Origin of the sequence: Amycolatopsis sp. WAC 01416, assembly GCF_003947485.1 — a bacterium.
GTDB lineage: Bacteria > Actinomycetota > Actinomycetes > Mycobacteriales > Pseudonocardiaceae > Amycolatopsis.
The window spans coordinates 465,610-491,788 of record NZ_QHHX01000007.1 but is presented as its reverse complement, the minus strand read 5'-3'; the positions used below and the strand labels follow the sequence as shown (position 1 = coordinate 491,788).

Below are 26,179 nucleotides of genomic sequence, written 5' to 3'. Positions count from 1 at the left end.
ATGACCCTCTCGATTCGAGCGTCCTACCTTCCCGCGGACGATCTCGAGGCTTCACTTTCCTTCTATCGCGACATCCTGGGCTTCGAAGTGCGTGCCGAAAGCCCGCTCCAGGCCACGGTCGGCCCGCCAGGGCAGCCGGAGACGTCGCTCGTGCTCCATCCCCCGGCCGACGGCCCGGAGATCACCGGCGAGGAACGCGCCACGATCGCCGAACTGATGGCCAAGGGCGTCCACGGGATCGTCGTGCTGTCCACCCCGGATCTGATCGGGACCTTCGACCGGGTCCAGGCGGCGGGTGCGGACGTCGTCCAAGAACCGAAGAAGCAGTCCTACGGCGCCTTCGACTGCTCTTTCCGCGACCCGGCGGGCAACCTGGTGCGGTTCGAGGAGCGGTAGCCCGGCCTCGGTGCGCGCGCACCGAGGCTTCCGGGTGATGATGAGCGACGTGGAGATCGCGGTAGAACTCGTGGCATTGGTCGTGGCCGTCCTCCTGGTCACCGCCGCGGCGCGGAAACTCGACTGGTCGGCGCCTCTGTGCCTGATCGCGGTCGGGGTCGTCGCCTCGTACGTGCCGGGCGTCCCGGAGTACGAACTGGATCCGGAGGTCGTGCTGCTGGGGCTGCTGCCCCCGCTGCTGTACGCCACCGCGATCCGCACCTCGCTGATCGACTTCCGCCGCAACCGCGGGCCGATCCTGCTGCTCTCGGTGGGGCTCGTCATCTTCACCACGGCCGCGGTCGGTGTCGTGGCGTGGCTGGTGATCCCCGGCCTGCCGCTGGCCGCCGGGCTCGCGATCGGCGCGGTGGTCGCGCCGCCCGACGCGGTCGCCGCCAGCGCCGTCGCCCGCAAGGTCGGGATGCCGCGCAAGCTGACCCGGCTGCTGGAGGGCGAGAGCCTGTTCAACGACGCGGCCGCGCTGGTCGCGTTGCGGACCGCCATCGCGGCCATCGCCGGTTCGGTGAGCCTTCTGCAGGTCGGCGGGGACTTCCTGCTCGCCGCCGGTGGCGGGCTGGTGATCGGGTTCGCCGTCGGCGCGCTCGCCGCGCTGATCCGCACCCGGCTCGAAGATCCGGTCACCGACACCGCGCTGTCGTTGGTGGTTCCGTTCGTCGCCTATCTGGCAGCCGAGGCGATCCACGGTTCCGGCGTGATCGCCGTGGTCGTCGCGGGGCTGATCCTCGGGCACAAGGCGCCGAGCATGCTATCGGGCCGCTCCCGGCTGGCCAGCAGGCTGAACTGGCAGACCATCCAGTTCCTGCTGGAGAACATCGTCTTCCTGCTGATCGGGCTCCAGGTCCGCCGGATCATGTCCGAGGTCGGTGACAGCGGGCTGACCGCGCTGGAACTGGTCCTGATCTGTGCCGCCACCCTCGCCGCGACCATCGTCACCCGGATCGTCTGGATGGCGGGCATCGGCCTGGCACGGCGGCTGTTCGGCCGTCACGCCTGGCCGTGGCGGTACTCGGCGGTGATCGCGTGGGCGGGGATGCGCGGGGTCGTCACGCTCGCGGCGGCGTTCGTGCTGCCCGCGGACACTCCGCAGCGTGCCGTACTGGTGCTGGTCGCGTTCGTCGTCGTGGCGGGAACGCTGCTGCTGCACGGGACGACGCTGCCGGTGCTGGTCCGCCGCCTGAAACTGCCGCCGCCCGATCCGGCCGTGGACGCGTTGCAGGAGGCGGCCGTCCTCCACGACATGACCAGGGCCGCGCTCGAAGAGCTGGAGAAGATCCGGACTCCCGAAGACCCGGAAGACATCGTCGAACGCCTGCGCAGCCGTCTCCAGCACCGCTCGGACTCGGCTTGGGAGGAGCTCGGCAGGCAGAGCACGCTGACCGAAACCCCGAGTGACGCCTATCGGCGGCTGCGGTTGCGGCTGCTCGAGGTCGAACGGGAGAAGTTCCTGGAGGCGCGTGACTCCGGGATGGCCGATGATGATGTCCTGCGCCGGATCCTCGAACGCCTCGACATCGAGGAATCCATGCTGGACAGGGAGGAGGAGGCCGTGCCGGACTCCGATCGGGAACTGCGCACCCCCGCTGCGACGGCGGGATCCTGCAAACATCTGACCAAGAGTTGGCCAGAAGTCCAGCCTAATGCGCCTGACGAATGCGCCGTCTGCGTCGAGAAGGGGATGACCTGGGTGCATCTGCGGGAATGCGTCAAATGCGGGAACGTCGCCTGCTGCGACTCCTCACCGGGCAAGCACGCGACCGAGCACTTCCACGACAGCCTGCACCCGGTGATGCGCAGCCACGAACCCGGCGAGACCTGGCGCTGGTGCTTCGTGGACAAACAGCTGGGGTGAATCGGTATCGTCGGCGGACATGAGCACCCCTGAGCAGGAAGTCGAATACCGCCAGCACCGGTTCTCACCCCCGCCCGGCGCGACCGAGATCTTCCTTGTCCGCCACGGAGAATCGGCCCCCGCGAAGGGCAGCACGCCGTTCGACCTCGTCGACGGGCAGGCCGATCCGGACCTCGCGCCGGAGGGCAGGGACCACGCCGAGCGGGTGGGCCGCCGTCTGGCGGACGAGCGGATCTCCGCGTTGTACGTGACGACACTGCGCCGGACGCCGCAGACCGCGGCACCGTTGGCGGCGAAGCTCGGGCTCACGCCGGAGGTCGAGCCGGACCTGAGGGAGATCCACCTCGGCGACTGGGAGAACGGGCTTTTCCGGCGCTACACCTACGAAGGCCACCCGATCGTCGAGCAGCTGTGGCGCGAGCAGCGCTGGGACGTCATCCCGGGCGCGGAGACGATGGAGTCGTTCGGCGACCGGATCAGGGGCGCCATCGGCAGGCTCGCGGCGGCCAATCCGGACCGGAGGATCGCCGTGTTCACCCACGGCGGCGTCATCGGCGAGGTCTTCGCGCAGGCCAGCGCCGCGAAGGACCGATTCGCGTTCCTCGGCGCGGACAACGGCTCGATCTCCCATCTGGTGGTGTCGGGCGACGACTGGATGGTGCGGCGGTTCAACGACACGTCGCATCTTCAGTCGCCTTTCGGCTGATCCGGCCGGCCGCGACCAGGTGCACGACGACCAGCACCGCCACGGCCTCCGCGGCCAGTAGCCCGATGAGCACCAGCACCTGGGTCACCCCGGCCTGCACCGGCCCGGCGCCACCGAGGAGGACACCGACGTAGGCGCCGGGCAAGGTCACCAGGCCGACCGTCCGGGTCTGGTCGAGAGCGGGGATCAGCGCCTGCCCCGCCGAGGGGCGGCAGATCTCCAGCGCGGCCGGGCGGCGCAGGAATCCCAGCGCCAGCGCGGCTTCGTACTCGCCGTGCCGGGACACGAGTTCGTCCAGGGCACGCCGGGCCGCCTGGGAGGTCGCGGACATCGCGCCGCCGATGACGATGCCGGCGATCGGCACGACCGCGATGGGCCGCCACGGGACCACCCCGGTCGCGAGTACGAGCGTCAGCACCGGCACCACACCGGAGGCGATGGCGAGCGCGACCCACGCCAGGTCCTTCGCCACCCCGATCCGGCGTGCGGAGGTGACCGCCGCGATCGCGAACATCAGCAGCACGAAACCGCCGGTCAACCAGCCCGATTCGAGGATCCCGACGATCACCAGCGACACGGCGGCGAGCTGCACGACGGCGCGCGCGGCCGCGAACAGCACCGCCTTGCCGTGTCCCAGCCGCCCGAACTGCACCACGGCCGCGCCGAAGATCGCCAGCACGGCCAGGACCACGGCGAGCACCGGGCCGAACGCGATCGCACCATCCGTCATGCGGATGATCCTGCCGCAGGGCCGGGTCAGGCCGTGCAGGTCACCGAAGCGCCCGCGGCGGGGGCGGTGCGGTCGCTGACGACCTCACCGTCGACGAGGATCCGGCATCGCAGCGCGCCGCTGCCCGACCCCTGCGCGGAGAGGCTGTAGAACTCGTCGCGGCCTTCTTGGCTCTCGCGCTCGAAGGTGGTGCTCCACGGCGCCGTCACCTCGGTCTTCTGCATGAGTTCCGAGCCCTGCGCGACGTAGGTGACGTTCTGGGCGCCCTTCGCGCCGGAAAGTTCGTAGACGACCGAGTGGAGGACGGTGCGCACGGCGGCCGCGGCCTGTTCGACCTGCGGCACGGGCGGGCTCTGCACCGGCCGCGACGAGGCCTTCGGCAGCACGTAACCGGTCAGCGTGACGGCGACGGCCATCACCCCCAGCACGACCACGACCGTCCCCAGCGGCTTCAGCCTGCCGGGGGCACCCTGCCCCGGCGCCGATGCCGGAGGGGTCACGGTGGGAACACCCATGGAGAGGTCTTCTCTCGTCCGAGCGCACTCCCGTCGAGTGCGTCGACTACTTCTCGTTCGAAGGTGACTCCGCGTTAGCCGTTATCGGGAAGAAACCCGATATTCACCCTATTGGGTGTCCTAGTGAGTGGACAGTGCCTGGTCATGGGGCGATCAGCGTAAACGCAGTGAGCCGAACAGCTCACTTTGAGTGATCCGGACTCAGTCGACGAGACCCGCGTCGGCGAGCAGACCGAGCACCCGCCTGCCCGCCGGCGGGCAGCGGTGCGCGTCGGCCGAGGACAGCCAGGCGGACTCCGCGATCTCGCGGCCGGGCGCGGGCTCCCCGCGATGGTCGGCGGTGTAACAGGTCATGCGGACGCGGCGGCCGTCCGCGTAGCCGTCGGCCTGCTCGTTCAGCACCGCGAAGAAGCGGAAGCTCCGCGGGTCGAGCTCGACGCCGAGTTCTTCCCTGATCTCCCGGCACAGCCCGGCGACGTCGCCCTCTCCCGGCTCACGTTTGCCTCCCGGCAGGTAGAACTTGGCCTTTCCCTCGGTCCGCACCGACAGCAGGCGGCGGTCGCGGACGTGGATCCAGGCCAGTGAATCGATCTCTCCCTCGGGCATGTCCTGATTCTGTCGTAGCCCGGGTGCATCATGGCAACCGTGTATCGGGAGACGACGGCACCCGGCGAGCTGGGCGGCGTGGTGCGCTGCCTGTGGGAGGACGCGGGCGAGGCGCCGAAGCGGATCGTGCCCGACGGCTGCGTGGACCTCGTGGAATGCGGCGGCGAGGTCTTCGTCGCCGGGCCGGACACCACGGCCTGGACCTGGGAGACGCCGCTGGGCGCCAAGGCTCGCGGCGTGCGGTTCGCGCCCGGCAGGGCGGGCGACGTCCTGGGGCTGGGCGCCGACGAACTGCGCGATCAGCGTGTTCCTCTCGGTGACCTGTGGGGCGGGGAAGGCGAACTGCTGGCCGAGCGAGTGCTCTCCGGCGCCGCTTCGCTGACCGACGTCGTCGGGGAACGCCGGGCGGGACGAGCCGACCGGGAGATCGCGGCGTTGATCGCCAGGCTGGACAGCGGCGTTCCCCGCGTTTCGGCCGCGCTGGAGCGCTTCACCACCGGGGAACGGCAGTTGCGGCGGCGGTTCACTCTCGCGGTCGGCTACGGCCCGGCGACGTACCTGCGCGTCAGCCGGTTCCAACGCGCCATCGGCCTCGCGGAAACGGCGCCGGATCTCGCCTCGCTGGCGTACTCGGCGGGCTACGCCGATCAAGCTCATTTGAGCCGGGATTGCCGGGAGTTCTCCGGAGTGAAGGCGAGCGAATTCTTCCGAGCCAGGAAGTGAGCGATGTCCACTGTGGACTGGTACAGGGCTCGGTAGTGCGGGTAGAACTCGTCGTAGACATCGGCGTCCGCGCTCGGGCGGACGATCTCGGCGACGGGGTTCCAGGCTTCGATATCCGGTTCGCGCCCGATGGCGAAGGACGCGAGGACGGCGTCACCGAACGCGGCGCCGATGGTCTCCGCGGGGATCTCCTGCTCGATCCGCGCGACGTCGCTGACGATCCGCGTCCACACGCCGCCCCGCGTCCCACCGCCGACGGCGACGAACCGGCGCGTCCCGCCACCGGCTTCCCGCATGGCTTCGAGGTTGTGCCGCACCCCGTACGCCGTGCCTTCCAGCGCCGCGCGATACAGATCGGCACGACCATGGGAAGTCGTGAGCCCGGCGATGATGCCCCTCGCGTCCGGATCCGGCACGGGTGTCCGTTCTCCCGCGAAATACGGCAGCAACAGCAAACCGCGGCTGCCCGCCGGGACCTCGCCCGCCGCCGCGGCCAGTTCCCCGAAGTCGCCGACGACGAGGTCCCGCAGCCAGTCGGTGATCGCGCCGGACGTGGCCATCCCCGCCGCGAGCGAATAGGTGCCGGGGAAAGCACCGCGGGTCGCCCACAACCCCGGCGCGGGACGGGGATCGGCGAGCGTCTGGATGAGGAACATCGTGGTGCCGTACATGAGCATCGTGTCCCCGGGCGCGGTGACACCGACGCTGGTCGCTTCGGCCCAGGCGTCCACCGTGCCCGCCGTCACCGGGATTCCTTGCGGCAGGCCGGTTTCCGCGGCCGCTTCGGCGGTGACCGAGCCGACCACCTCGGTCGGCCACGCGAGCCTGGGCAACTCGACGCCGGGGGCGATCGCGGCGACCCGGTCCGGCGCCCAGCGGGCCTCGCGCAGGTCGTACATCGGGTCGCATTGGCTCGCGGAATGATGGTCGAGGACGTATTCACCGGTCAGCCTCAGCACGAGGAACGAACTCGCCATCAGGAAGAGTTCCGCCCGTTCGAACACCTCCGGCTCGTTCTTGGCGAGCCAGCGCCATTTCGGCCCGACGGCCTGTGAGCCGAGTGCGCTCCCGCCGCGTTCCACAATGGATTCTTCGCCGAATTCCCGGTTCAGTTCGCGGATTTCGTCGAATGCGCGGGTGTCGACGCCGTAAAGGATCGCCGGGCGCAACGGTTTCCCGGAAGCGTCGGCAGGCAACAGCACCGGCCCGATCCCGCTGACCGACACTCCGATGATGGGATGATCCCCGGCGCCCGCGGAAAGTTCTCTTGTCAGCGCCAGGAAATCCTGCCACCACACGGTTTCGGCGTCGTGTTCGTACCAGCCTGGCCGGGGCCGGGAAGTGTCGTGTGATTTGGAAGCCCGCACCACCACGGTGCCCCGGGAATCGACGAGGACGCCTTTGGAACTCGAAGTGCCGATGTCGATGCCGAGCACCAGGCCCGGGTCCCCCACGGCACGTCCTCACTTTCGAGCGCGAGTAGCGCGATCAGCGGATGGTAACGATTGTCGGCCAAGCTATTCTTCCCGTGCGAAGGTGTCAAGACACCTGCAGAAGGGGAGGTCACGGTGGCCACCATCAACGACGTGGCGGCGAAGGCCGGGGTTTCGACGGCGACCGTGTCGAGAACACTCAACGGGAAGTCCACTGTGGACCCGGTACTCGCGGCACGGGTGCAGGCGGCCGCCGCGGAACTGGGCTATCACCCGAACGGGCTCGCGAGGAATCTGCGCCGTCAGGAGACCGCGGTGCTCGCGCTCATCATCTCCGACGTGGAGAACCCGTTCTTCACCGCGATCGCCCGCGGCGTGGAGGACATCGCGCAGACCGCGGGCTATTCGGTGGTGCTGTGCAACGCCGACGACAACGAGGAGAAGGAACGGCGCTACATCGACGTCGCCCTCCAAGAGCGGGTCGCCGGCGTGGTGCTCTCCCCCACCGGCCGGGCCACCAACGTCGACCGGCTGACCGAGCGCGGCACGCCCGTGGTCGCCGTCGACCGGCCGCTGCTGAAGTACACCGGCGACCAAGTGCTGGTCGACACCCGGCTCGCCGCCCGCGACGCCACGCGGCACCTGATCGACGGCGGGTACCGGCGCGTCGCCTGTGTCAGTGGGCCCGCCGGGGTGCGCACGGCCGAAGACCGGCTGGCGGGCTACACCGACGCCGTCGGCGAGGAGAACGCCCTCACCCGGCGGGCCGAATTCCGCGCCGAGGGCGGCAGGCTCGCCGCGCTCAGCCTGCTCGACGAATCCGAGCCGCCGGACGCGCTGCTGGTCGGCAACAGCACGATGGCGATCGGTGTTCTCGAGGCGTTGGCCGCACGCGGCCTGCGCTCGGGGCAGGACGTGGGGATCGTGTCGTTCGACGACGCGCCGTGGACGACACTGATCGACCCGCCACTGACGGTGGTCGCCCAGCCCGCGAACGAGGTGGGCAGGGTCGCCGCCGAACTGCTGCTCGCCCGGATCGGCGACAGCACGCGCAAAGCCACCACGACGACGCTGCAGGCGAAGCTGATCGTGCGCCGGAGTTCACGGCGCGACTGAAACCGGAGATCCCGGTGCACGACGTGCCTGGGCGACCGGTTCGCACCGGCCGCCCAGGAACGCCCCACCCCCTTGTTCCCCCAAGCCGGCCCCACGCCAGCCGGGTTCTCCGAAGCGGTGGGAAGAAATCGTTTACCTTCCGGACGGTAAATTCCTACTTACGACCTGTCAAGCCGAAGCCCTGGACAAGCTCGCCCGACCCCGGCAGACTATGGCGACATTGCCTACTGCGCGTGTTTGATTCCGTGCACTCTGTGTTCATCTCTGGTGAATTCACCCACGAAACCGAGATGAGACCGCACGAACCCGCACAGACGCGTTACCCTAGGCGCTATGTCGATAGCGCTCGAGAACGTTCTCGCCAAGGCGGGCCTCAAGGTCGACGCCAACGAGTTCCTGACCCTCGTCGAGGACGCGGCGCGGAGGCTGACCCCACCGAACCCCGATCCGTCGCATTATTTCTCGGCGGACCAGCGCGCCGCGCTCACCGACGTCGGCCTGGATCTCTCCCCGCGCGACGAGGACGAGCCGGACTTCCGTGCCCGCACGGTCGCCGCGCACGCCGTGCTCGCCGATTCGGCGCTGAGCGTGCTGGAAGCGGCGAAAGCACTGGGCGTGGACGACAGCCGCATCAGACACCGTCTGAAGGAGGGCAGGCTCACCGGCTGGAAGGACCAGGGCTGGCGCTTGCCCGCCTGGCAGTTCGCGGGCTCCGGGGTGCTGCCCGGCCTGGAGGTCGTGCTGCGCGCCGTCCCCGAGGACCAGCCCGCGCTCGTCGTCGCCGCGTTCATGAGCACCCCGCAGGCCGATCTGGTGATCAACGACCATCCCGCCACCCCGCGCCAATGGCTCCTCTCCGGTGGCGATCCCGAGCACGTCGCCAAGCTGGTGGCCATGCTCGGGTCCCCGTTCTGACGGCTTGTCAGCGCCATCGAGCGCGAGCGTGAGTGGTTTGACCAGGTAGCAGCCTGTCGACGCGATCGCGGACGCGGGTTCACCCCCAGACGCTAAGGTGTTCTGCCCGACGACGGAAAATTTCAGTCGGGGGTAGGCCGTAGGCTGACCCCACCGAGCAAGATCACCCGACAAGGACGGACGACTCCCGAGGTATGGCCCGGCTCCCCCTGCCGCCCGCACGCTCTGTCCTGGTCAAGGAGCTGCACCGCACCAACGACGTGGTGACGGTGCACCCCGGCACCAGGCTGGTCAGGATCTTCACCGCGCACGGCAACCACCCCCAGCAGTGGAACTCGTTCCGCTACAGCGGCCCGCTCCCGCACGGCCGCTTCGACCCGCAGACCCCCGGTCGCGGCGGTCGCCCGGTCACCGACCCCGGGAACGGCGTCCTGTACTTCGGCCTCACCGTGCGCACGAGCATCGCGGAGGTCTTCCAGACCACGTCGACGGTCGACCGCAAATCCCGCGGCCCGCGCCTGGTCGTCGTGCGACCGACGCGCACGCTGCGGCTGCTCGACCTCGCCGGCCTGTGGCCGACCCGCGTCGGCGCCTCGCAGGAGATCTCCAGCGGCCCGAAGAAGATCACCCAAGCTTGGGCACGCGCCATCCGCGCCGCCTTCGGCGACCTCGACGGTGTCTGGTACCGGTCGTCCATGGACTCCGGCGGCCCCGCGCTCGCGCTGTGGGACCCGCCTGCCGGGAACTCGTTGCCGGTCGCGCCGGACGTGCTGCTCCCGCTGGACCATCCGGGGCTCGACGTCCCGCTGGGTCGGGTGTGCGAAGAGCTGAACTACACGCTTCTCAGCTGACCTCTCGCGCAATGAAGGGGCCTTTCATAGCAAATTTTGCTATGAAAGGCCCCTTCATTGCGGCCCAGGGACCGAAAGATCAGAGGTGCCGCCCCCACCACTCCAGTACTGCGTCGAACCGCTGCACCCGGTGCCGCGGCAGCCCCGAACGCGTGAGTTCGTGCCCCTCGCCGGGGAACAGCAGGAACTCGGCCGGGACGCCGTTCTGCCGCAGTGCCACGTACATCCGCTGCGCCTGCTCCAGCGGGCATCGCCAGTCCTGTTCGGAGTGCGCGACCATGAACGGGATGTCGATCTTCCCCGCGTAGGTCAGCGGGCTGCGCTTGCGCTGCTCGTCGAGGTCGTCGCCGACGTAACCCCCGGCGAAGAACCAGCCGATGTCGGAACTGCCGACGAACGAGTCCCAGGCGTTGACCGCGCGCTCGCTCCAGGCGGCGCGGAACCGGCCGCCGTGGTGCGCGGCGAGCCAGCTGGTCATGAAACCGCCGTACGAGCCGCCCATGACGCCGACGCGATCACTGTCCAAATTGGACATCTTCAGCGCTTCGTCCAGCAGTGCCAGCAGATCGTCCGCGTCCACCGTGCCGAAGCCGTGGACGATGCTCCGGCCGTGGCTTTCGCCGTAGCCCGCGGAACCGCGCGGGTTCCCCAGGATGACGGCGTAGCCCGCTTCCGCGAGCACCTGGGCCTCGTCGAAGACCTTCCATTCGTACGGCGCGAACGGTCCACCGTGGATCATCAAGACCACGGGATGCGGCCCGTCGCCCTCGGGCCGGACGATCCAGCCGTGGACCGGGTAGCCGTCGGGCGCGGTCGTGTCCAGTTCCTCCAGCGGCAGGATCCCGTTGTCCCGCAACGTCTTCGAGTAGTCGGTGAGCACGTGGGGACTCTCGTCCGACAGCAGCACGACGTCACCGGAGCTCTCGGGCGTCCCGATCACCGCGGCGATCCGCGTGCCGTCGACGGCGAACGACTTCACCGCCGCGCGCTCGCCCGCCAGGTAGCGCAACGACTTCAGCTCGGCGAGCTCGGCGTCGAGGGGAACGGCGTGCAGTTCGGCGGCGCCGCGGGTGCGGACCACGACGAGGACCTCGTCGCCGAGGACGACCGGAGGGCTTGCCGCGCTGTCGCAGTCCACCGTTTCGACGTCGGTCAGCCGCCGCGCGGGCGAAGGCTCGTCACCGGAAGGCCACGGCGCGTGCCAGAGCCCGGTGTTGCGGGCGACGTCCTCCAGTCCGGGGAATTCGGCCCCGTAGAACAGGATCGAACCGTCCGGGGCGGCGACCGGCCGGTCCGCGGTACCCGGGGTCCGGACCAGCAGCCGGGGCTCGCCACCACCGGCGGGCACGGCGTAGACATCCGTACGAACGGTGTCTTCGGCGGCCCAGTCACGCGGCGCGGTGATCAGGACCTGCTCGCCGTCGACCGTCCACGAGGGATGGTCGACGTCGGCGCGGTCGTCGGTCAGCGGGGTGAGCTCGGCGGGCGCGTCCTCGTCCAGCGCGGCGACCGCGTCCACGACGAACAGACGCTGTGGACGGTCGTTGAGGAAGCCGGCGTCGTCGACCCGGTAGAAGAGATTCGTGATGTGCCGCGGCGCTTCTTCGCCCGGCTCCGGCGTTTCGCCGTCCGCGTTCTCCGTGCCGTAGCGGCCCGGCTCGGGCACGCGGGCCACGAAGGCGATCCGGCGGGAATCAGGGGCCCAGACCGGGGCGCCCGCGCCGAGGGGCAGGTCGGTGATCCGCTTCGCGTCACCCCCGGCCGCGGGGATCACGTGCACCTGTGGCTTGGCCGCGCGCCCGGACCCCTCCCCCGCGCGGAGGAAGGCGACCCACCTGCCGTCCGGGGAGATGGCGGGTGCGGAGTCCTTGGCCCCGTGGGTCCAAGGCCCTTCCCCGCCGCCGCCCTGGTCGACCCTGCGCAGGCCGCCGCGGTAGCTGTTCGTCTTCAGATCAGGCCTGCTCACCGCGGTGAGCAGCAGGTCGCCGCGCAACGCGGGGATGCCGGGGACCGTCAGGGCTTCGATGTCAACGGGACGCACGGCCCCGACGGTACCCGATCCTTAGCAGCTCTAACTACTGATTGAAGACTCCTGCTCAGCGGCTTCCAGCTTCTTCGCCTTGCGAAGGCTGGCAACCGTCGTCACCGTCAGGACCACGACGATGACACCCAGGGAGACCCAGTTGTTGATGTCCAGCCAGTCCGGCACCACGTGGTACTCGTGCAGCGCGTGCAGGAACAGCTTGGCGCCGATGAAGGCGAGGATCACCGCGAGGCCGTAGGACAGGTACACCAGCTTGGTGACCAGGCCACCGAGCAGGAAGTACAGCTGACGCAGGCCCATCAGCGCGAACGCGTTGGCGGTGAAGACCAGGAAGGCCTCCTGCGTGATGCCGAAGATCGCGGGGATCGAGTCGACCGCGAACAGCAGGTCCGCGCTGCCGATCGCGACGATCACCAGGAACATCGGGGTGATCCAGCGCTTGCCGTCCTTCTTCACGAAGGACTTGTGGCCGTGCCACTCGTTGGTGACCGGGAAGAGCTTGCGCACCCAGCGGGTGAGCGCGTTCTCCTCGTATTCCTCTTCTTCGTCCTTGTTGCGGACCATGCTGATCGCGGTCCAGATGAGAACCGCGCCGAAGAGGAAGAAGACCCAGACGAACTGCGCGATCAGCGCGGCGCCCACGGCGATGAACACGCTGCGCATGGCGAGCGCGAGCAGGATGCCGATCAGCAGCACCCGGTGCTGATGGATCGCGGGCACCTTGAACGACGTCATGATGATCATGAAGATGAACAGGTTGTCGACGCTCAACGAGTACTCAGTGATGTACCCGGTGAAGAACTCGACTCCCGGGTCGTGTCCCCCGAAGACCCAGACGCCGATGCCGAACGCGACGGCCACGGCGACGTAGAAGATGACCCACCGGGCGGCTTCGCCGGTGGTGACCTCATGCGGCTTGCGATCGACGATGACCAGGTCCAGCGCGATGAGCGCGAGCAGGCCACCGACCGTGGCGATCCACAGCCACAGGGGAACAGACATGTATCCAACCCTCCGGATAGTGCACAGCAGCAACTAACCGGAGGTCTCTTCCGCCGGTGCGAAACCGGCCGACGGTGCCGGGGGCCTGCGAAGGCCACCGTGCTGACGACACCGCCGCGAAGGAATACTCCCCTCACAGCTGGTCCAGTTTGACCTGTCTGTACGCATGACGCCAGTTAAGGTTGCCCTTGTCACCAAGAAGATGGCGTAACTCCCGTCACACCCTCCTCTTCTCCCACGTCGGATACCCGTTCTGATGACGACCTAACGTCACGCTTGTGTGGTCCGTGTGTGCCGGGGAAGCGACTCTCAGGTTCGGTGAAATACGGTCATTCCGTGCCCCGAATCCCGCTCCCTCGTACGCGAGGCGCGAAGCTCATCGCGCTCGCCGCGGTCGTGGTGGTCCTGGCCGCCGCGGCCGTCGTGTGGACGAACAGCGAACCCGCCCCGTCCGCGGTCAAAACCCAGGAAGCGACCCTCGACCTGCCCGAAACCCCGGGTTCGTCCGAAGTCGTCAAGATCGACACGACCACGTACCTCCCCGAGCGGACACCCGCTCCCGCCGTCCTGCTCGCCCACGGTTTCGGCGGTGACAAGAACAGTGTCGCCACCGAGGCCCGCGAACTCGCCGAGAAGGGCTTCGTCGTGCTCGCCTGGTCCGCGCGCGGTTTCGGCCGCAGCACCGGGAAGATCGCGCTGAACGACCCCGACCGTGAAGTCGCCGACGCCAGGAAGCTGATCGACAGCCTGGCCGCGCGGCCCGAGGTCCTCAGCGAGAACGGCGACCCGAAGGTGGCCGTTTCCGGCGCTTCGTACGGCGGCGCGCTTTCGCTGCTGCTCGCCGGGACCGACAAGCGGGTCGACGCGATCGCGCCGGTGATCACCTACAACGATCTCGCGCAGGGACTCTTCCCGAACGCCGCCTCGGCCTCGCCGTCGGCCGCCACCACCCCGGCCGCCGGCGCGTTCACCGCCGACGGCGTCTTCAAGAGGTCGTGGGCGGGCATCTTCTTCTCCGCCGGTTCCGGCGCGGCGCAGAGCGGCTCCCCCGCGAACGACGCCCCGGAAGCCGGTGACGAGACGAGTGAATCCGGCGCGGCACAGGGCACGGGCGCGGCGGGTGCCGCGGCGCAGTCCCTGCCGCTCGGCGGCCCGAACGGACAGCGGCCGCCGTCCGGCCCCGCCGACCCTTGTGGACGGTTCACCGCCGACGTCTGCCAGGCCTACACCGAGCTCGCCACCACCGGCAAAGCGAGCCAGAAGACCGTCGACCTGCTCCGCCGCGTCTCCCCCGCGTCCGTGACGGACAAGATCACCGTGCCGACCCTGCTGGTGCAGGGCGAAAGCGACACCTTGTTCGGGTTGGACCAGTCCGACGCGACCGCCCGGCAGATCAGCGCGGCGGGCGGCAAGGTCCGCACGATCTGGTACACCGGCGGCCACGACGGCGGGAAACCGGGACAGAAGCTGCGGGCGCAGATCGCCGACTTCCTCAAGTTCTCGCTCACCGGCCAGGGCACCGATCCCGGCACCGGGTTCAGCTACGACATCCAGGGGACGCTGCGGGCCAACGGCGCCCCTTCGGTCCGGACCGTCACCGCCCCGGCGTACCCGGGAGCCACCGGGGACGCCACCGAACGGCGGCCGTTCACGTTGGCGGGCCCGGCCCAGCCGGTCGTCCGGCCCGCCGGCGGGAATCCCGCGGCGGTCAGCGGGATCCCCGGACTGAACGGGGCGGTGGCCGGTTCGTCCCGGCTGTCCGGGCTGTTCAGTCTGGACCCGCCGGGGCAGGCCGCGCAGTTCGCGACGCCGCCGCTCGACGCGCAGACGATCGTGGCCGGTTCGTCCACGGTCCGGCTGCGGGTCTCCGCGGATCCGTCCGCCGCGGCACCGCAGAAGGAAGCCGTCCTGTTCGCGAAGCTCTACGACGTCAACTCGGAAGGTGTCCGCACGCTTCCGGCCAACGCCGTCGCACCCTTCCGCGTTTCCGGGCTGCCCGCCGACGGCGGTCCGGTCGAGGTGACGGTGACCCTGCCTGGCATCGTGCGGCCACTGGAGGCCGGGCATACGCTCCGGCTGGTCGTCGGCACGACGGACCAGGCGTTCTCGACACCGGTCGAGCCCGCGGTATTCCGTATCGAACTGGCGGACGGCGGGCAGCTCGGCGTCCCGGTCGTCCCCGGCAACTCGGTCGGCGCGGGCGCGCCCATCGCGCAGCTGCTCGGGATCGCCGGAACGCTGCTCGCGGGCATCGTGATCACGGTGATCGCCGCGTTCCGCCGCCGCCGTGCCCACGACGTCGACGAGAGCCTGGCGAAGACGCCGCTGGTGATCGAAGGTCTCCACAAGGCCTACGCGGGCGGTTTCGTCGCGGTGAAGGATCTGTCCTTCCGCGTCGAACCCGGTCAGGTGCTCGGCCTGCTCGGGCCGAACGGCGCCGGCAAGACGACGACCCTGCGCATGCTGATGGGCCTCATCACGCCGACCGCTGGCACCATCCGCGTCTTCGGCCACCTGATCGCGCCCGGCGCGCCGGTGCTGTCCCGGATCGGGTCCTTTGTGGAGGGTTCGGGTTTCTTGCCGCATCTGTCCGGCAAGGAGAACCTGGAGCTGTACTGGGCGAGCACGGGCAGGCCGAGGGAGAAGGCGCACTTCGCGGAGGCACTGGAGATCGCCGGGCTCGGCGACGCGGTGAACCGGCGGGTCCGCACCTACAGCCAGGGCATGCGGCAGCGGCTCGCGATCGCGCAGGCGATGCTCGGCCTGCCGGAGCTCATGGTGCTCGACGAACCGACCAACGGACTCGACCCGCCACAGATCCACCAGATGCGCGAGGTGCTCCAGCGCTATGCGGCGACCGGACGCACCGTGGTGGTCTCGAGCCACCTGCTGGCCGAGGTCGAGCAGACCTGTACGCACGTGGTCGTGATGCACCGCGGCATGCTGGTCGCCTCGGGTGAGGTCGGCGAACTGGCCGCGTCCAGCGGTGAAGCGACGTTCCGCGTCGACAAGCCCGCCGAAGCGGCCGAAGCGCTGCGGAACGTCGGCGGTGTTTCCGGCGTCGACGTCGACGGCGAACTCGTCCACGCGGATCTCGACGGTCTCGCGCGCGCCGAGGCGGTCGCCGCCCTGGTGCGGGCCGGGGTCGCGGTCGAGCAGCACGCGCCGCGGCGCCGTCTGGAAGACGCGTTCCTGCAGCTGGTCGGAGAGGACTCGAAGGGTGAGTAAGACCAATGGTTCCGGCCCGGCGACCCGGGTGGATCACGGCGTGCACACCGATCCGGCGGCGCTGCTGGAGCTGACCGAGGTCGCGTCGCACGAACCGACCGAGGTCGGCCCGGACGGGGCGGTGGCGGGTTACCGCGCCGATCGGACGCTGCGGCTCGGCGTCGAACTGAAACGTCAGCTCAAACGCCGCCGGACCCAGTTCATGCTCGGGTTCGTCGCGTTGCTGCCGTTCATCCTGGTGATCGCGTTCGAGATCGGGCAGGCCAACCCGAACCGCCGCAGCGGCGGCTTCGTCGACCTAGCCACCGCGAGCGCGCCGAACTTCGTGGTGCTCGCGCTGTTCGTCTCCGGGACGTTCCTGCTCCCGATGATCGTGGCGTTGTTCTACGGCGACACGATCGCGAGCGAGGCGTCGTGGTCGAGCCTGAAGTACCTGCTCGCGATGCCGGTCCCCCGGCATCGGGTGCTACGGCAGAAGGCGATCGTCTCCGGCATCCTCTCCGCGGTCGCGCTGATCCTGTTGCCGCTGGTGTCGCTGGTGGTCGGCGTCGTCTGGTACGGCGCGGGCGACGCGATCAGCCCGACCGGCGACGCGGTGTCGTTCGGCGACAGCCTCGTGGCCATGGGGCTGGCGACGATCTACATCATCCTGCAGCTGGCATGGGTGGCCGGGCTGGCAATGCTCCTCTCGGTCGCCACCGACGCCCCGCTGGGTGCCGTCGGCGGCGCGGTGATCGTCGCGATCGTCTCGCAGATCCTCGACCAGATCACCGCCCTCGAAGGGCTGCGGGACTATCTGCCGACGCATTTCGCGTTCTCGTGGATGGACCTGATCTCCACCGACATCGACTGGACGAACATGGCCAACGGCATGTTGTCGGCGGCGTTGTACGGCACGGTGTTCTTCCTACTGGCCGGTCGCCGGTTCGCGACCAAGGACATCACCAGCTGAGAGCGTTTTCGCACCGGAAAAGCACCGGGGTCCACCGGGAAGACGAAAACCTCTTCCCAGGTGGGCCCCGGTTTTCACTGGCCGTGGCGACCTTCACCCATTAGCGCCGGTAACCGGTGTTTCATGCGCATGAGAACATCGATTTTCCGATCATCGACTCATTGGGTGAAAACCTCGCTTTCATCTTCGGAGACCTCCGGGAAATCCTTATCTTCAGTGAAAGGTGCCGACGCGAGAAGAAAGCGGGGACTCACGCCATGACCCAGTCGATCGAGATCCCGGTCCAGGAATTCTCTCTTGATTGGACGATGAGCTCCGGCAAGGGCGGCCGGGTCGGCTTCGCCGTCTCGGGTCAGGTGACACTCCTCGACAACAAGCGGTTCTACAAGATCGACGGCGTCCTCTACATCTCCGAGGGCAGCGCCTACTGCCGCGACATCGGCAACCCGCATCTGTTCGTGCGCCGCAACGGCGTCGAGGAGAGCGGCAGGCAGTGGGGCTGGGAGACCATCTGCAACCGCAAGTCCAGCAGCAGGCTCTGCGCGATGGACGCGTACTTCGTCCGCACCGGCTACTGGGCGCCCGCCGACCGGGCCATCCAGCTGAGCATCGGCGCCGAGACCGGCTGGAACCGCAAGCGGTCCTACAGCCCGACGATCACCGTCCGCCTCGCGGACTGAGAACGGGTCCACTGTAGGTCTCCTCCTGCTCCGGTACGGTCGGCCCATGGCCACCTCCTCGATCCAAGTGGACGACGAAGGCGGGATCGCCGTCGTCACCCTGCGGCACGGCAAGGCGAACACCCTCGACACCGAGTTCTGCCAGGAACTGACCGTCCGGCTCGAAGACGTCCAGCTCGGCGGATATCGCGGTGTCGTCTTGACCGGTACCGGCGGCATCTTCTCGGCGGGGGTCGACCTGCGGCGGGTGCACGACGGCGGCGCGGGCTACCTCGAAGACTTCCTGCCCGCGCTGTCGGACGCGTTCCTCTCGGTGTTCGGCTTCCCCGGCCCGGTGGTCGCGGCCGTCAACGGCCACGCGATCGCCGGCGGGGCGGTACTCGCCGCCGCCTGCGACCGCCGGATCCTCGCCGACGGTCCGAGCCGGGTCGGGATCACCGAACTGCTCGTCGGTGTGCCGTTCCCGTTGGCGGCGCTGGAGATCCTGCGCTCCGGGTTCGGCGCGGACGTCCTCGCCGAACTCGCGTTCCTCGGCGAAACCCACCTTCCCGAAGACGCGCTCCGGCTCGGCCTGGTGAACGAGGTGACCACCCCCGAGAACGTCGTCGAGCGGGCGGTGGAGGTGGCCAAGAAGCTCGCCGAGATCCCCGCGGCCGCGTACGCGCACACGAAGGCGCAACTGCACCGGCCGTTCCACGAGCGGATCGCCGAACACCGCACCGGCGACGACGCCCACGTCCTCGAACTGTGGAGTTCCCCCGAGGCGCTCGCGGCCATCAAGGCCTACGTGGACCGGGTGCTCGGCGGCCGGGCCTGATCTTCAGGCTCGACCGGATAGGCGATTGCCCACCGGCGGCGACTCTGTGAGTATCCGACCGCTCAACAGGTCCCGATGGGGAGGGCATGGATGCGGAAGCTCACGGCCGCGTGGTCGGTTCTGGCGATCACCGTTCTCGCACTGGCCGGGCTCACCCCGGCCGCGCAGGCGGCACCCGAGGACGTCAGAGACGCGTTGGACCGGATCCCCGGCCTGACCGTCGTCTCGGAGAATCCGGCGCCGACCGGGTACCGGTTCTTCAAACTCACCTACACCCAGCCGGTCGACCACCGCAGGCCGGACCGCGGCAGCTTCCAGCAGCGATTCACCTTGCTGCACAAGGAATTCCGCTCGCCCACCGTGGTGTACACGAGCGGGTACAACGTCTCGCAATCGCCCAACCGCTCGGAGCCGACACAGCTCGTCGACGGCAACCAGCTGTCGATGGAATACCGCTTCTTCACCCCCTCGCGGCCGGAACATCCGGACTGGGGCAAGCAGCTGACGATCTGGCAGGCCGCCGCCGACCAGCACCGCGCCGTCGAGGCGTTCAAGCGGATCTATCCGGGCAAGTGGCTCGCCACCGGCGGCAGCAAGGGCGGCATGACGGCGACCTACTTCCGTAGGTTTTTCCCGGACGACGTCGACGCGACGATCCCGTACGTCGCGCCCAACGACGTCATCAACTCGCACGATCGCTACAACCGGTTCCTGGCAGGCGTCGGCGACGATCCGGCCTGCCGTTCGGCGCTGAAGGCGATCCAGCGCGACGTGCTGACGCGGCGTTCGGAGTTCGCGGCACTCGCCGCCGCCGACGCGGCCAAGAACGGCTACACGTTCAAGACCGTCGGCTCGGCCGATGTGTCGCTGGAGATCTCGGTGATCGACTCGTACTTCGCCTTCTGGCAGTACCAGAAGCAGGCGGACTGCGCGACGATCCCGAAGGCCGGATCTCCGGCGGCCGAGGTCTACGCCTGGTTCGAACGCGTCGAGAGTCTCAACACCTACTCCGACCAGAACCTCGAAATCTATGTCCCCTACTACTTCCAGGCTTCCTACCAGCTCGGCGCCCCCGAGTCCTATGAGGGCTATCTCCGGGATCTGCTGCGCTACCCGGGCGCCAACGTGTCGCGGACGTTCGTGCCGAAGTCCGTCGACATCCCGCGGTTCGACCACCTGGCGATGCCGGACATCGACTTCTGGGTGAAGTCGCAGGGGAAGCGGCTGATGTTCGTCTACGGCGGGAACGACCCGTGGGGCGCCGAACCGTTCCGGCTCGGCTTCGGCACGAAGGACTCCTACAGCTACACGGTGCAGGGCGGGAACCACGGCGCCCGGATCTCGCAGCTTCCCACGGCTCAGGCCGCCGAGGCGACGAACACCGTACGGCGCTGGGCCGGGCTGCCTCCGGTTTCGCCCGGCGTGACCACCCGTTCGGTGCCTGACGGCTTCCCGGACTTCGACGCCGACCTCACCATGCTGGAACGCCGCCGCCTCTGACCGGCCGTCGTGAGTGGCAAAGGCGGTTAGAGCCAAGGGTGGCTTAGGTACCTACGTGGTTCCGGCTGCGGTTGGTGCCAGGCTCGGTCCGTGAAGGCCTCCGTCCCCAGTACATGAAGGACCCCTTCACTGCGCCAGGCGCAAGGAAGGGGTCCTTCATGTACCTCAAGCGGGACAAGAAAACTCCGGTACCGAGCCACTCACGAGGCCGTGCGGCTACTTGATGCCGGCCGCGTCCATTCCGCGCAGTTCCTTCTTGAGGTCGGAGACCTCGTCACGCAGCCGGGCCGCCAGTTCGAACTGCAGGTCGCGCGCGGCCTGCATCATCTGGTCGGTCATCTGCTGGATGAGGTCGGCCAGTTCGGCGCGCGGCATCCCGGCGACGTTCTTGTCGGCGAGCATCCCGGAGCTGCGCACGCGATCGCCCTGCTCGGGCTTCTTGCCGCGTGAGGAGTTCCGGCCCGAGCCGCCGACGGCGACGGATTCCGTGTCCTCGGCTTCGCTGTAGACGCGGTCCAGGATGTCGGCGATCTTCTTCCGCAGCGGCTGCGGATCGACACCGCGCTCCTCGTTGTAGGCGACCTGCTTGGCCCGGCGGCGATCGGTCTCGTCGATGGCGTGCCGCATCGAGTCGGTGATCTTGTCCGCGTACATGTGCACCTCGCCCGACACGTTTCGCGCCGCGCGGCCGATCGTCTGGATCAGCGACGTGCCACTGCGGAGGAAGCCCTCCTTGTCCGCGTCGAGGATCGCGACCAGCGAGACCTCGGGCAGGTCGAGACCCTCACGGAGCAGGTTGATGCCGACCAGTACGTCGTAATCGCCCGCGCGCAGCTGCCGCAGCAGCTCGATCCGGCGCAACGTGTCGACCTCGGAGTGCAGGTACCGCACCCGGATCCCCAGCTCGAGCAGGTAGTCGGTGAGGTCCTCGGACATCTTCTTGGTGAGCGTGGTGACCAGGACGCGCTCGTCCTTCTCCGCCCGGTCGCGGATCTCGTGCACCAGGTCGTCGATCTGGCCTTCGGTGGGCTTCACGACCACCTTCGGGTCGATCAGGCCGGTGGGCCGGATGACCTGCTCGACGAACTCGCCACCGGCCTGCCCCATCTCGTACGGCCCCGGCGTCGCCGACAGGTACACCGTCTGCCCGATCCGGTCGCTGAACTCCTCCCAGGTCAGCGGCCGGTTGTCGACCGCGCTGGGCAGCCGGAACCCGAACTCGACCAGGTTCCGCTTCCGCGACATGTCGCCTTCGTACATGCCGCCGATCTGCGGGACGGTCTGGTGCGACTCGTCGATGACCAGCAGGAAGTCGTCCGGGAAGTAGTCGATCAGGGTGGCGGGCGCGGTCCCCGCACCGCGGCCGTCGATATGCCGCGAGTAGTTCTCGATCCCGGAGCAGAAGCCGACCTGGCGCATCATCTCGATGTCGTACGCGGTGCGCATCCGCAGCCGCTGGGCCTCGAGCAGCTTGCCCTGCTTCTCCAGCTCGGCCAGCCGCTGCTCCAGCTCGGCTTCGATGCCGTGGATGGCCTTCTCCATCCGCTCCGGACCCGCGACGTAGTGCGTGGCCGGGAAGATGCGGACCTCGTCGACCTCTTTCACGATGTCGCCGGTGAGCGGGTGCAGGTAGTACAGCTTCTCGATCTCGTCGCCGAAGAACTCGACGCGGATCGCCAGCTCCTCGTACGCCGGGATGATCTCGACCGTGTCGCCGCGGGCGCGGAAGGTCCCGCGCGCGAAGGCGATGTCGTTGCGGGTGTACTGCACGTCCACCAGCGCGCGGAGGAAGACGTCCCGGTCGAGCTGCTCGCCGACCTTCAGCTTCGAAGACCGGTCCAGATACGACTGGGGCGTGCCGAGGCCGTAGATGCACGAGACACTCGCCACCACGATGACGTCGCGCCGCGACAACAGGTTCATCGTCGCCGAGTGCCGCAGCCGCTCGACGTCGTCGTTGATCGACGAGTCCTTCTCGATGTAGGTGTCCGTCTGCGCGATATACGCCTCGGGCTGGTAGTAGTCGTAATAGCTGACGAAGTATTCGACCGCGTTGTGCGGGAACAACTCCCTCAGCTCGTTCGCCAGCTGCGCTGCCAGCGTCTTGTTCGGCGCCATCACCAGCGTCGGACGCTGGACGCGCTCGATCAGCCAGGCCGTCGTCGCCGATTTGCCGGTACCCGTGGCGCCGAGCAGCACGATGTCCTTCTCGCCCGTGTTGACCCGGCGTTCGAGCTCGTCGATCGCCGCCGGCTGGTCACCGGCGGGCTTGTAGTCACTGACGACCTCGAACCGGCCGCCGGTCCGGGGGATGTCGGTGACAGGCCGGTGGTCCGAGTGGGCGAGTACGGGGTGTTCGGTTGCGAAAGCCACGTCCTCAAGAGTAGGCGCTGGGTCCGACAGTTTCCGTTTCGCCTGGTCGGATCAGCAGGAACAGTCACAGCAGTTACAGCAGTCACAACCGTCACAGTTGTTGCACCAGGCCTCGTGTGGCTTCCCGCTCCACGCCCCGGGGAACGGGTCCCGGCAGCAGAACTGGCACGAACAGCACATGTAGGTCGCCACCGCGCAACCGAAGAAGAACCCCCTCGGCTGAGCGGGCACCCGGAACTTCGGCGTCCAGCAGCAACCGCCCTGACCGTCGGTCGGCGCGCCGCCGTGCTTCCGTTTCTTCTTCGGCGGTTCCTGCGGCGGGCCTCCGCCACCGGGAGCGCCCGGCGGCGGGGGCGGCGGCTGGTAGCCGCCCTGCGGGTACTGCTGCGGCGGGTAGGGCTGGTGGGGATGCTGCTGCGGCTGGGGGCCGGGCCCGATCCAGCCCGGCGGCGGCTGCTGCGGACCGTGGCCGTGGCCGGTGAGGTTGTGCCCGAAAGCGCGTCGCACCGCCTGCCGCAGTTCGTGGACCAGCAGCGCGTGCACCAGCTTGGGCTGATCGAACCTCACCTCGCGAAGGGCGAGTTCGACGCCGAGCACGGCGTCGTCGCAGAGCCGCCGCGCCTCGGCGAGCCCGGTCCCGGTGGCCGTCAGCGGGTTCCACGCGCCGGCGGCCTCGTCCTCGGCGAGGTCCTCGACGGCGTCGAGCAGATGCGCGGCCCTGCCGAACAGGCGTCCGGCCTCGGCCAGTGGCCCGGCGTTCTCCGGACGGCCCGCCAGCACGGCGGTGTGGGCGAACGCGGCGGCCGTCGCCAGTTCGGCGGGTTCGGTGGCGAGGACGGCCGAATCGCCGAGGCGGACGGCGTTTTCGATCTCGCCCTGCCGGTCGACGGCCTCGGTCAGGACCGCCGTGTCGAAACCGACCCGGATGCCCGTGCGGCTCCCCTGATCCGCCCATCGCGTCGCGACCCGCCTCGCGGCGAGAGCGACGGAACGCCGCGCGAAGGCACCGTCACGATCCTCGACGTGGTCACTGATCTTGGCCGACGCCAGCACCAGGGAGACCGCCGCCGCGAGCTGGGCTCCGCCGCCCTTCGCGACCGACGTCCCCTTCATCGCGCGAAGCGGGCAAGGGCCGGCGTCACGCCGTCCCTCCGCACGCGGCGACTGGGCTTCGACGAGCGCCGAGATGATCAAGCCGTCGTAATTCGTCACCATTCGGGCGAGTTGTCCGTGTTCGTCGCGCAGCGCCAGGCAAAGGCCGCACAGGTGGGCGAGCCAGTCCGCGTGCAGACCCGCGGAAAGCCGGTGGCGACACGGCCTGATGATCCCGAACATACTTTGACTCCCACTCACCCTTATGGCGGAACCAGCGCACCTTATCCGGCCGTGCGGCGCTACTCCCCCGGAACCGCGAAACCGTGATCGTCCACCCGGTTGGGCGGTGTTCGCGGGCGTCCGCGCCTTCCAAGATGGGCGCATGACCTCGCTGCACCCGCCCAAGGTCGAGTACTTCGACCCGGCCGCGAAGACCAACACCGATCCGAAGGGCGTCGTGAGGGACGTCGACGAATACCGCGAGGAGCCCTTCGGCCTTTACATGGCGCGGCCTGCCCCGGGGCGACGGCAGTTCCACTACATCGAGTCCTGGCTGCTGCCGGAACTCGGCCTCCGGATCACCGATTTCTGGTTCAACCCCGGCCACGAACGCGATCAGGACTTCTATCTCGACGTCGTCGACGTCCGCCGTGAGGACGGCGTCTGGGTCGCCACCGATCTCTATCTGGACCTCGTCCTGCGGGACAAGAAATCCGTCCAGGTGATCGACACCGACGAACTCCTCGCCGCGGTCACCGGCGGGCTGCTCTCCCCCGCCGACGGCGAACGCGCGCTCGGGGTCAGTCACACGACGGTCGACGGGCTGGCCACCCACGGCCACGACCTGCGTGGCTGGCTGTCCACAAAGGACATCGCGCTCGGCTGGCGACGGCACTGACCGGCCGTCATCCATCGTTCGATTGATTCCGCCTCATCCCTTCGGTGAGCGGATCCCGACCGGCCGACGGATTCCCGGGAAGCCGCCCACACGGAACTCTCGATCACGGGTGAAACCGATCGAGAGGGGGCGGATACCCGTGGTCATCGAGACCGAGGGACTCCGGAAACGGTCCGGTGAGCGGGAACGCGCGGAAGTCGCGCCGTTCGCGAGGGCACCGGTGCTGGCGATCGCAGGGGCGATGGGGGTGGTACTCGCGGCGACGGCCGGTCGCTACGGCTACTTCGGCGACGAACTGTATTTCCTGGCGGCCGGCCGGCATCTGGACTGGGGGTATGCCGACCAGCCGCCGTTGTTGCCGCTCCTGGCGCGACTGATGGACACGTTCGGCGCCGATTCGCCGTTCGTCCTGCGGATCCCGGCGATGCTGGCGATGGTCGCCGGCGTCGTGCTCACCGCCTTGATCGCCAGGGAACTCGGCGGCGGCCGCAAGGCACAGATGATCGCGGCGGCGGCCTTCGCGGTGTCCCTCCAGATGCTCGGCACCGGGCACTACCTGGCGACCAGCACGATCGACCCGTTCCTGTGGACGCTGCTGCTCTGGCTGCTCGTCCGATGGGTACGGATCCGCGCGGACGGGCTCCTGATCTGGAGCGGCGTCGTGACCGGATTCGCGCTCAACACGAAGTTCCTCATCGGGGCGTTCTGGGTCGTCGTGCTGGTCGCCGCGGTGGCGTTCGGTCCCCGCGATCTCCTCCGCCGTCCGGCGCTCTGGCTCGGCGCGCTGATCGCCGCCGCGATGATCGCGCCCACCCTCGTCTGGCAGGCGGCCAACGGCTGGCCACAGCTGACGATGGGCGCGGCGATCTCCCGAGAGGTCTCGGCAGGCTGGGGCGGGCGGGCCACGTTCGTCCCGACCTTGGTGACGAGCGCGGGCGTGCCGATCGGGATGGTCCTGGTCTGCTACGGGCTGTGGAGGCTGCTGCGATCCGAACGCCTGCGGCCGTACCGGTTCCTGGGGTGGACGACGCTCGGCGTGCTCGCGGTGTTCCTGCTGGCGAACGGCCGTTACTACTACGCGGCGGGGATGTTCGCCCCGCTGTTCGCCGCCGCGGCGGTGGAGATCGAAGCGGGCCGGGCGTCGAAGTACTGGCGCTGGATCGCCACCTGGCCGGTGTATCTGGTGGCGGCGGTGATCGCGATCCCACAGGCGCTTCCGATCCTCCCGCGGTCGGCCATGGCGACCGCCCCGGAGTGGGTGCGGCCGATCTTCGCCGACGAGGAGATCGGCTGGCGGGAGATCACGGAGTCGGTGGCACAGGCGCACCGGGCCGTTCCCGATCCACCCCATACGGGCATCATCGCGGCGAGGTACTGGCAGGCCAGTGCGATCGACCACTATGGACCGGAGCTCGGGCTTCCGTCGCCGTCGAGTCCGAACCGCGGCTACGTGACGCTGCCGAGGCCGCCGGAATCGGCACGCGACATCCTGTTCGTCGGAAACGACCCTTCGGGACTTGTGCCGTACTTCACGCGAGTGCGCGAGGTCGGCGCGCTCGACAACCGGGCCGGGGTCCGGAACGTGAGTCAGGGCATGAAGATCTGGCTGGCCACCGGCCGGAACGGGCCCTGGGACACGGTATGGCCGAAGCTCGCGGACTGGGGCTTCTGAGCCTCGCCGGTCCTCTCA

The 26,179-nt window shown here is 69.0% G+C and carries 22 protein-coding genes; 14 read left to right on the top strand and 8 right to left on the bottom strand.

Going from position 1 to position 26,179, the window contains the following annotated elements; genetic code table 11:
• The 3 genes from DL990_RS26145 to DL990_RS26135 are packed head-to-tail and all read left to right on the top strand — an operon-like array spanning position 1 to position 3,011.
• Complete coding sequence (locus DL990_RS26145; RefSeq protein ID WP_125800191.1) at positions 1 to 396, top strand: VOC family protein; 396 nt, start codon at positions 1 to 3, stop codon at positions 394 to 396.
• A 40-nt stretch (positions 397 to 436) separates the two neighbouring features.
• Positions 437 to 2,305 (top strand): Na+/H+ antiporter, encoded by a 1,869-nt coding sequence (locus DL990_RS26140; protein ID WP_199746608.1) that lies wholly within the window; start codon positions 437 to 439, stop codon positions 2,303 to 2,305.
• A 19-nt stretch (positions 2,306 to 2,324) separates the two neighbouring features.
• Positions 2,325 to 3,011, top strand: coding sequence for a histidine phosphatase family protein (locus tag DL990_RS26135; protein WP_125800190.1), 687 nt, complete (start codon positions 2,325 to 2,327; stop codon positions 3,009 to 3,011).
• Here DL990_RS26135 and DL990_RS26130 read toward each other — a convergent pair.
• The 3 genes from DL990_RS26130 to DL990_RS26120 all read right to left on the bottom strand — a co-directional run bounded on the left by DL990_RS26130 (position 2,974) and on the right by DL990_RS26120 (position 4,862).
• The gene (locus tag DL990_RS26130) at positions 2,974 to 3,741 is read right to left on the bottom strand and encodes an ABC transporter permease (protein ID WP_125800189.1); all 768 of its coding nucleotides are present in this window, start codon (positions 3,739 to 3,741) and stop codon (positions 2,974 to 2,976) included. The genes DL990_RS26135 and DL990_RS26130 overlap by 38 nt on opposite strands.
• Positions 3,742 to 3,767: 26 nt before the next feature.
• The gene (locus DL990_RS26125; RefSeq protein WP_125800188.1) at positions 3,768 to 4,256 is read right to left on the bottom strand and encodes an MmpS family transport accessory protein; all 489 of its coding nucleotides are present in this window, start codon (positions 4,254 to 4,256) and stop codon (positions 3,768 to 3,770) included.
• Positions 4,257 to 4,457: 201 nt separating this feature from the next.
• On the bottom strand, positions 4,458 to 4,862 hold the full coding sequence (locus tag DL990_RS26120) for an NUDIX domain-containing protein (protein ID WP_125783167.1): 405 nt from the start codon (positions 4,860 to 4,862) through the stop codon (positions 4,458 to 4,460).
• A 30-nt stretch (positions 4,863 to 4,892) separates the two neighbouring features.
• On the opposite strand from DL990_RS26120, the gene DL990_RS26115 reads away from it, so the two are divergent.
• On the top strand, positions 4,893 to 5,585 hold the full coding sequence (locus DL990_RS26115; RefSeq protein ID WP_233620571.1) for a helix-turn-helix domain-containing protein: 693 nt from the start codon (positions 4,893 to 4,895) through the stop codon (positions 5,583 to 5,585).
• Here the strand turns inward: DL990_RS26115 and DL990_RS26110 are convergent.
• Positions 5,516 to 7,039, bottom strand: coding sequence for an FGGY-family carbohydrate kinase (locus tag DL990_RS26110; protein ID WP_125783169.1), 1,524 nt, complete (start codon positions 7,037 to 7,039; stop codon positions 5,516 to 5,518). The genes DL990_RS26115 and DL990_RS26110 overlap by 70 nt on opposite strands.
• 114 nt (positions 7,040 to 7,153) lie before the next feature.
• On the opposite strand from DL990_RS26110, the gene DL990_RS26105 reads away from it, so the two are divergent.
• From DL990_RS26105 to DL990_RS26095, 3 genes are all read left to right on the top strand, one after another.
• The gene (locus tag DL990_RS26105; protein ID WP_125783171.1) at positions 7,154 to 8,134 is read left to right on the top strand and encodes a LacI family DNA-binding transcriptional regulator; all 981 of its coding nucleotides are present in this window, start codon (positions 7,154 to 7,156) and stop codon (positions 8,132 to 8,134) included.
• A gap of 333 nt (positions 8,135 to 8,467) precedes the next feature.
• A complete protein-coding gene (locus DL990_RS26100) occupies positions 8,468 to 9,049 on the top strand; it encodes a DNA-binding protein (protein ID WP_125783173.1) in 582 nt (193 codons plus the stop codon).
• Between the two features lie 194 nt (positions 9,050 to 9,243).
• Positions 9,244 to 9,900, top strand: a complete 657-nt coding sequence (locus tag DL990_RS26095) for an RES family NAD+ phosphorylase (protein ID WP_007028108.1) — start codon at positions 9,244 to 9,246, stop codon at positions 9,898 to 9,900.
• 79 nt (positions 9,901 to 9,979) lie between these two features.
• Here the strand turns inward: DL990_RS26095 and DL990_RS26090 are convergent, their stop codons facing one another.
• Positions 9,980 to 11,941, bottom strand: a complete 1,962-nt coding sequence (locus tag DL990_RS26090; protein ID WP_125800187.1) for a S9 family peptidase — start codon at positions 11,939 to 11,941, stop codon at positions 9,980 to 9,982.
• A 30-nt stretch (positions 11,942 to 11,971) separates the two neighbouring features.
• A complete protein-coding gene (locus DL990_RS26085) occupies positions 11,972 to 12,946 on the bottom strand; it encodes a TerC family protein (RefSeq protein ID WP_125783177.1) in 975 nt (324 codons plus the stop codon).
• Positions 12,947 to 13,264: 318 nt separating this feature from the next.
• Between DL990_RS26085 and DL990_RS26080 the strand changes: the two genes are divergently transcribed.
• The 5 genes from DL990_RS26080 to DL990_RS26060 all read left to right on the top strand — a co-directional run bounded on the left by DL990_RS26080 (position 13,265) and on the right by DL990_RS26060 (position 20,123).
• A complete protein-coding gene (locus DL990_RS26080; protein ID WP_199746596.1) occupies positions 13,265 to 16,174 on the top strand; it encodes an alpha/beta fold hydrolase in 2,910 nt (969 codons plus the stop codon).
• Positions 16,167 to 17,126, top strand: coding sequence for an ABC transporter permease (locus DL990_RS26075; RefSeq protein ID WP_199746595.1), 960 nt, complete (start codon positions 16,167 to 16,169; stop codon positions 17,124 to 17,126). Before DL990_RS26080 ends, DL990_RS26075 begins: the two co-directional genes overlap by 8 nt.
• A gap of 257 nt (positions 17,127 to 17,383) precedes the next feature.
• The gene (locus DL990_RS26070) at positions 17,384 to 17,806 is read left to right on the top strand and encodes a hypothetical protein (protein WP_125783180.1); all 423 of its coding nucleotides are present in this window, start codon (positions 17,384 to 17,386) and stop codon (positions 17,804 to 17,806) included.
• Between the two features lie 46 nt (positions 17,807 to 17,852).
• On the top strand, positions 17,853 to 18,623 hold the full coding sequence (locus tag DL990_RS26065) for an enoyl-CoA hydratase/isomerase family protein (RefSeq protein ID WP_125783182.1): 771 nt from the start codon (positions 17,853 to 17,855) through the stop codon (positions 18,621 to 18,623).
• 90 nt (positions 18,624 to 18,713) lie between these two features.
• Positions 18,714 to 20,123: a S28 family serine protease gene (locus tag DL990_RS26060; RefSeq protein ID WP_125800185.1), complete on the top strand. Its 1,410-nt coding sequence runs from the start codon at positions 18,714 to 18,716 to the stop codon at positions 20,121 to 20,123.
• A gap of 216 nt (positions 20,124 to 20,339) precedes the next feature.
• Here the strand turns inward: DL990_RS26060 and uvrB are convergent, their stop codons facing one another.
• Both uvrB and DL990_RS26050 read right to left on the bottom strand, forming a co-directional pair.
• Positions 20,340 to 22,496, bottom strand: a complete 2,157-nt coding sequence (uvrB, locus tag DL990_RS26055; protein ID WP_125800184.1) for an excinuclease ABC subunit UvrB — start codon at positions 22,494 to 22,496, stop codon at positions 20,340 to 20,342.
• A 51-nt stretch (positions 22,497 to 22,547) separates the two neighbouring features.
• Complete coding sequence (locus tag DL990_RS26050; protein WP_125800183.1) at positions 22,548 to 23,831, bottom strand: DUF5685 family protein; 1,284 nt, start codon at positions 23,829 to 23,831, stop codon at positions 22,548 to 22,550.
• 142 nt (positions 23,832 to 23,973) lie between these two features.
• On the opposite strand from DL990_RS26050, the gene DL990_RS26045 reads away from it, so the two are divergent.
• Both DL990_RS26045 and DL990_RS26040 read left to right on the top strand, forming a co-directional pair.
• Positions 23,974 to 24,489: a DUF402 domain-containing protein gene (locus tag DL990_RS26045; protein WP_125783191.1), complete on the top strand. Its 516-nt coding sequence runs from the start codon at positions 23,974 to 23,976 to the stop codon at positions 24,487 to 24,489.
• Positions 24,490 to 24,628: 139 nt separating this feature from the next.
• Positions 24,629 to 26,161, top strand: a complete 1,533-nt coding sequence (locus DL990_RS26040) for a glycosyltransferase family 39 protein (RefSeq protein ID WP_125783193.1) — start codon at positions 24,629 to 24,631, stop codon at positions 26,159 to 26,161.
• Positions 26,162 to 26,179 lie beyond the last annotated feature (18 nt).

Bases quoted from the DNA above. Each gene is read 5' to 3' on its own strand.
- DL990_RS26145 (WP_125800191.1), top strand. From the start codon at position 1: ATGACCCTCTCGATTCGAGCGTCCTACCTTCCCGCGGACGATCTCGAG.
- DL990_RS26140 (WP_199746608.1), top strand. From the start codon at position 437: ATGAGCGACGTGGAGATCGCGGTAGAACTCGTGGCATTGGTCGTGGCC.
- DL990_RS26135 (WP_125800190.1), top strand. From the start codon at position 2,325: ATGAGCACCCCTGAGCAGGAAGTCGAATACCGCCAGCACCGGTTCTCA.
- DL990_RS26130 (WP_125800189.1), bottom strand. From the start codon at position 3,741: ATGACGGATGGTGCGATCGCGTTCGGCCCGGTGCTCGCCGTGGTCCTG.
- DL990_RS26125 (WP_125800188.1), bottom strand. From the start codon at position 4,256: ATGGGTGTTCCCACCGTGACCCCTCCGGCATCGGCGCCGGGGCAGGGT.
- DL990_RS26120 (WP_125783167.1), bottom strand. From the start codon at position 4,862: ATGCCCGAGGGAGAGATCGATTCACTGGCCTGGATCCACGTCCGCGAC.
- DL990_RS26115 (WP_233620571.1), top strand. From the start codon at position 4,893: ATGGCAACCGTGTATCGGGAGACGACGGCACCCGGCGAGCTGGGCGGC.
- DL990_RS26100 (WP_125783173.1), top strand. From the start codon at position 8,468: ATGTCGATAGCGCTCGAGAACGTTCTCGCCAAGGCGGGCCTCAAGGTC.
- DL990_RS26095 (WP_007028108.1), top strand. From the start codon at position 9,244: ATGGCCCGGCTCCCCCTGCCGCCCGCACGCTCTGTCCTGGTCAAGGAG.
- DL990_RS26085 (WP_125783177.1), bottom strand. From the start codon at position 12,946: ATGTCTGTTCCCCTGTGGCTGTGGATCGCCACGGTCGGTGGCCTGCTC.
- DL990_RS26070 (WP_125783180.1), top strand. From the start codon at position 17,384: ATGACCCAGTCGATCGAGATCCCGGTCCAGGAATTCTCTCTTGATTGG.
- DL990_RS26065 (WP_125783182.1), top strand. From the start codon at position 17,853: ATGGCCACCTCCTCGATCCAAGTGGACGACGAAGGCGGGATCGCCGTC.
- DL990_RS26060 (WP_125800185.1), top strand. From the start codon at position 18,714: ATGCGGAAGCTCACGGCCGCGTGGTCGGTTCTGGCGATCACCGTTCTC.
- DL990_RS26050 (WP_125800183.1), bottom strand. From the start codon at position 23,831: ATGTTCGGGATCATCAGGCCGTGTCGCCACCGGCTTTCCGCGGGTCTG.
- DL990_RS26045 (WP_125783191.1), top strand. From the start codon at position 23,974: ATGACCTCGCTGCACCCGCCCAAGGTCGAGTACTTCGACCCGGCCGCG.